Genomic DNA, 5164 nt, shown 5'->3' with positions numbered 1-5164 from the left:
CATGCAAAAAACTATGCTGTTTATGCCGTATAAAAGCATTATATACTAAAAAAATTAAGTTGTGTATCTCCGAAAATAGAATTTAATCCCGCATAAAATCAAGGTATGTTAGAATGTAGAATTTACTTTTTCATTCAAGCTCACTGGAAGTAACGAGAATGCGACGCGCAGTTATTCAAAATCATTTTTCCGGAATTATTGCAGAAACTGAAGAAGGGTATATTTTTACTTATGACCAGGATTATCTGGACAGAGAAGATGCAGTGGCAGTAAGCCTGACACTTCCATTACGTCAGGAGCCTTATGAAACAACTATATTGTTTCCTTTTTTTGACGGACTGATTCCAGAAGGATGGCTTCTGGGGGTGGTCAGCCGAAACTGGAAAATCAACCAGAAAGACCGGTTTGGATTACTGTTATCTGCCTGCAGAGACTGCATTGGCGATGTTTGTATCAGGAGAGAAAAGGTATGAAATGCTTGTGTTGTGGAAAGCCAATAACAAATAGTGCAACGAATGTGGAAAAAGAATGGTGCTGGCATAAAAAGTGTGTAAAGAGATTTTTTCAGACAGATGAATTACCAATCTTGGATATTACGAAAGAGCAACTGGAAATCCTGGCAACTGAAACAGTAAATGAGGGACTTACTGTGCCGGGAGTTCAGAAAAAGCTTTCCCTGCATTTATCAACAGATCTTAATGCAAGACTTACAATTGTGGACTATCCGACAGGATATATCCTGAAGCCGCAGACGGAAGAATTTGATAATATGCCGGAATTTGAGGATCTGGCAATGCGTCTCGCAGAAATTATGGGAATCCAGACGGTTCCCCATGCTCTTATAAAAATGAATGATGAATACGCGTATATTACTAAAAGGATAGACCGGGAAATATCAGAAAAAGAGACCAAACTATATGCCATGGAAGATTTCTGCCAGCTGTCTTACAGGCTGACACAGGATAAATATAAAGGTTCTTATGAACAATGCGGAAGAATCATAAAAAAATGTTCTGCAACACCGGGATTAGACCTGTCAGAGCTGTTTCTGCGTGTTGTTGGATCTTTCGTTATGGGAAATTCAGATATGCATTTGAAAAACTTTTCGCTAAAGGAAACGGAGCCTGGTAGCAGAAATTTCCAATTATCAAAAGCATACGATATGCTTCCTGTTAATGTGATCATGCCAGAAGATAAAGAACAGCTGGCACTCACAATAAATGGCAAAAAACGTAATATTCATAAGAAAGAATTTCGGATACTGGCAGAATCCTGTGGGATTCCATTAAATTCTGCGGAACGTATGATGAAAAAAGTATGCTCATTAAAGGCAAAACTTTTTACACAGATAGAAGAATCTTGCCTGTCAGCAGAGCAAAAAGAGCAAATGGAGGAACTTATTTCAAAAAGGCTTGATATTTTGAGTTAGATAAACAGCTTATTGACCATGCTTTAAGATCAGAACAGGAAGGAGGACCGATGAATATGTGTAATGCGTTGGAAGAATTAAGACGCGAAGGGGTGCTTGAGGGTCAGCGTGAGGGACGGCTTGAGGGACGACTTGAGGGAATCCGTGCAACGATAGGAATCTGCAAAAAATTCAGCATTAGTGAGGAGGATATAATCAGAAATATTATGGAAGAATTTTCCTTATCACAGGAAGAAGCCTCTGGTTATGTAAAAAATATTAGTAGATTCTAAAAAGAATGGCTCCAGTTAACTACGCCTTAGTCAAAAAAGACTTCGGCCTCAGTGATCGGAGCCTTCTTTTGTGCTCCTGGCGGCGCACGAAGGAAATAAGCCCGCCAAAAGGCGAGCTTACTTAAAGTGCTTATTTATAGGCTGTCGCTGAACTACGTTTTCAGGACAGCCCCTTATATGATGATCATCAGCCGCTTGATCGAGCAGGATCATTATTTTGACAATACTTCAACTTTACAGAAATGTTCCTTGGTTTCTTTATCATAGCTGATTCCGACACCCAGGACTTCGCCCGTATATTTGCGGGTTTCTCCTGATTTTCCCTGAAAACGCAGCAGATAATCTTTTTCTCTGATCTGTAGCAGGGCATCTTCGGGAGAGTGGTCTACTTTTAATTCGAGGATAATACAGGTGTCCGTAAGATTCCATGGGTAAAAAATAAAATCAACAAATCCTTTTCCTGCTTTATCTTCACGTTCAATACGATACTTATTTCTTGCAGAAAGATATACCAGATTGACAATAGCAGAGAGTTCTACTTCATTATTATATGAGAGAATCGGGGATTCTGTATTATGTGCATACTGCAGGATCTCGGACATTTTCTGCGTGTCACGGGATAAAGTAGCCTTGAGCATCTGGTCTGAAATCTTAGCCAGCTGGTATACATATCCAAGACTTTCCTCATTCTGCAGAAGTTCTTCATATTTGAACATCAATTCTCTGTTAGGAATAAAAACTTTTCCGCCAGAATAAGTAAGCAGCCCATATACAACCATAGCTGAATAGATCTGATCCCGGCTTTTTAATTCCATTGCCGATGCAGCAAATTCATCTATTTTGGCATCAACGCCTTCTCCGGTAATCATCAATGCCAGGTCATTTTTTATATGGTCAATGTCATTGCGGATATAGTAAAAAATCTCATCATAAGGTCCGGAACTGGTCCAGTAATTGGATAACTGGTTAAAACGCAGTGCCATCACTACGGATCTTGGATTATACAGGCGTTTTCCTGAAGCAGTGAAATATCCATCATACCAGTTCTGCAGACCGTTGCGTGGTACCTGAAGTTTTTTGCATAAATGTGTGTACTTTTCATATAGAACATCTACCTCTTCGTCTGTAAAGCCAAAATATTCGCTGAAAGCTTCCATTGAAGTCATTTTAAATTCCATAAACATGTTCAGTTCAGAGCCACTGGAATATTTGGAAATCGGCAGGATACCGGTAATATATGCCAGTGCTGTATAGTCCTGATCTTTCAGCAGAGTTTTGAGAAAAAGTATATACTCTGCTTTTTCCTTTTCAGTAATAAATGGAAGATGAAATACGGCATCCCATTCATCCATGATGAAAACAAACTGTCGGTCTGTCTGCTCTGAAATTTGGGAAAGTATGTCCCAGAGCGCATATATGGAGTCTGTCTGATATTCCGGATATGCTTCCGCCAGATCGTTCTTCAAACCTGTAATGATACGGTCAATATATTGTCTGTAAGATGTGCAGTTTTCCGGAAGTCTGCTGAAATCGATATAAATGATATCATACTGATTTAAATACTGATGGTATTCAGGTGAATCTGCAATTTTTAAATGATCAAATATCTGCGAAGCATCCCAGACCCTTCCAAAGAAGGCTCCCAGCATATTTGCCATGATCGTTTTTCCGAATCTGCGCGGTCTTGTAATGCAGATATACTGTGTTTCTTCTTCCATGCATCCAAATATGTCATTCAGAATAAGGGATTTATCTACAAAATATGTTGTTTCTGAAATCTTCTTATATCTTTTGTACGGAAGAGGAGTATTTAAAAACATTGCCATATCAGTTACCGCCTTTCAGATTTTTTGCTTTAGAGATATTATAGCATTCTTATGAAAGACTTGCCAGATGGAAGAGGCGGAAAGATTATTACAATAAGATGGACAATGACATCCCGGAAAATCAGCAAGATAGAAAAATTGCAGTGTCTGCTATCAAACATCTTGATCAATCAAAAAAGAGAAAAAATATTTTGATTGCAGTTGTTTCTCTTTTTAAAGAAAATTGGCTTTATGAAAAATTTAGCCTTTTTTATTTGGAAATTAGATACATAATATTTAAATATAGGTGGGATTAATATGTGTGATGTAAAAAAATATGAAAAAATATATGAAGAAATAAAGTGTCTGGAACCTGAAGATACATTGCAACTTACATTAGAAGCTGATTCAGAAGAGCAGAGGGAATTTTATCAGATGGTAGGTGATTTTTTACTTCAAAAAAGGCAAAAACAAGTAATTGCGAGGAATTTATTTTAAAAGAAAAAATATATCGTTCTGGGTGGAGTTAATGGAGCTGGTAAATCTAATTAGTGACAAACTGAGAAATCAGCAACACTTATACTTGCCAGATTAAGTTTTAGACAAAGAATATCTTTGTTTTAATAAAACATTTTTTCGCTGTTTTCGATGGTCAGACCCCTCCAGGGCAAAATGCCAATGACACAAAACTTAGCAGATCTGTGACATGGGAGCAAATCTGATTAGTGACAAACTGAGAAATCAGCAACAGTAAATATCCTTGTTTTGAATTACAATAATTATTGTATAAAGTTTTCATCGCAAGTTAATTTTACCACAAAAATAGAACCATTCGCATGAACGAATGGTTCTATTTCTTTTAGGGACTTATTTCACAGACCCTTTCTTTTTAGGAATCTGTGAGTATGTAAATAAATTGTTTATTAACAATACCTGAAAGTTATCGATATGTGTGACTCTTAATAAATTATTTCTTTACATAGATTTCGATTTTTTTAGTTTTGACAGAGCAGGAACCTGTTGTTACCATTTTGTATCCTGCTGGTACCGGAACTTCACTGGCTTTAATAGATGTAGCTTTTTTATCGACAACGATTTCTCCAGTAGCAACAATTTTGTTTGTTTTTGCTAATCTATAAATAACTTTAATTGTTTTTCCTAATTTTTTAACCTCAACAGTTACTGTATTATTTTTGGAAATTTTTAATTTGGAACCAGTTGTTACAATCTGATATCTGTCTGGTGCTGTGATTCTGCTCATATTAACATATTTGGCAGTAGCTACTACAGAAAGTTTCTTACTGCTGACAACTTTACCAGATTCTTTAAAAATAACAGTTACAGATTTTTTATTCTGGTCTACAGTAATATAAACTTTGTTATTTTGGGAAATTTTAATGTCACCAACGATGCCAATTGTATATCCATCTGGTGCTGTTAATTTGCCAGTGTTAATATAAGTAGCATCTTTATCAACAGTCATAGGAGCTGTCTTGATGACATTTCCTTTTCTATCCTGATATACAACAGTAATTCCTTTTGTTGTAACTGCTTTACGAACAGCAGCGTATACATAACCATCATTGATTGCAAGATCACCAGCTAATACCAATTCATAGCCTTCTGGTGCTGTAAGTTTGCTGGTATTTACAGATGTA

6 protein-coding genes are annotated in these 5164 nt (G+C 36.8%); 4 read left to right on the top strand and 2 right to left on the bottom strand.

The genetic code is table 11. The features are described 5' to 3' along the window. The first annotated feature begins 158 nt into the window (after positions 1–158). From LJE11_RS18530 to LJE11_RS18520, 3 genes are read left to right on the top strand one after another with little or no spacing between them, the layout of a single operon-like run. The gene (locus tag LJE11_RS18530) at positions 159–473 is read left to right on the top strand and encodes a HipA N-terminal domain-containing protein (protein ID WP_020993314.1); all 315 of its coding nucleotides are present in this window, start codon (positions 159–161) and stop codon (positions 471–473) included. Then, positions 470–1429, top strand: a complete 960-nt coding sequence (locus tag LJE11_RS18525; protein ID WP_008707757.1) for a HipA domain-containing protein — start codon at positions 470–472, stop codon at positions 1427–1429. Before LJE11_RS18530 ends, LJE11_RS18525 begins: the two co-directional genes overlap by 4 nt. Before the next feature lie 50 nt (positions 1430–1479). Then, entirely contained in the window at positions 1480–1701 is a 222-nt protein-coding gene (locus tag LJE11_RS18520; protein ID WP_008707759.1) for a hypothetical protein, read from the top strand. Positions 1702–1913: 212 nt separating this feature from the next. On the opposite strand, the gene LJE11_RS18515 is transcribed toward LJE11_RS18520, so the two are convergent. Further along, positions 1914–3527: an AAA family ATPase gene (locus LJE11_RS18515; protein WP_020993316.1), complete on the bottom strand. Its 1614-nt coding sequence runs from the start codon at positions 3525–3527 to the stop codon at positions 1914–1916. Between the two features lie 297 nt (positions 3528–3824). Here LJE11_RS18515 and LJE11_RS18510 point away from each other — a divergent pair, with 297 nt between their 5' ends. Then, positions 3825–4004, top strand: coding sequence for a hypothetical protein (locus LJE11_RS18510; RefSeq protein WP_008707763.1), 180 nt, complete (start codon positions 3825–3827; stop codon positions 4002–4004). Between the two features lie 469 nt (positions 4005–4473). Here LJE11_RS18510 and LJE11_RS18505 read toward each other — a convergent pair. Beyond that, positions 4474–5164, bottom strand: a 691-nt coding sequence (locus LJE11_RS18505; protein ID WP_227296369.1) for a hypothetical protein, incomplete at its 5' end; no start/stop codon positions are given.

Origin of the sequence: Blautia sp. DFI.1.216, assembly GCF_020594215.1 — a bacterium.
GTDB lineage: Bacteria > Bacillota > Clostridia > Lachnospirales > Lachnospiraceae > Blautia_A > Blautia_A wexlerae.
The sequence above is the reverse complement of the archived record's forward strand: the minus strand, read 5'-3'. Positions and strand labels throughout refer to the sequence as shown.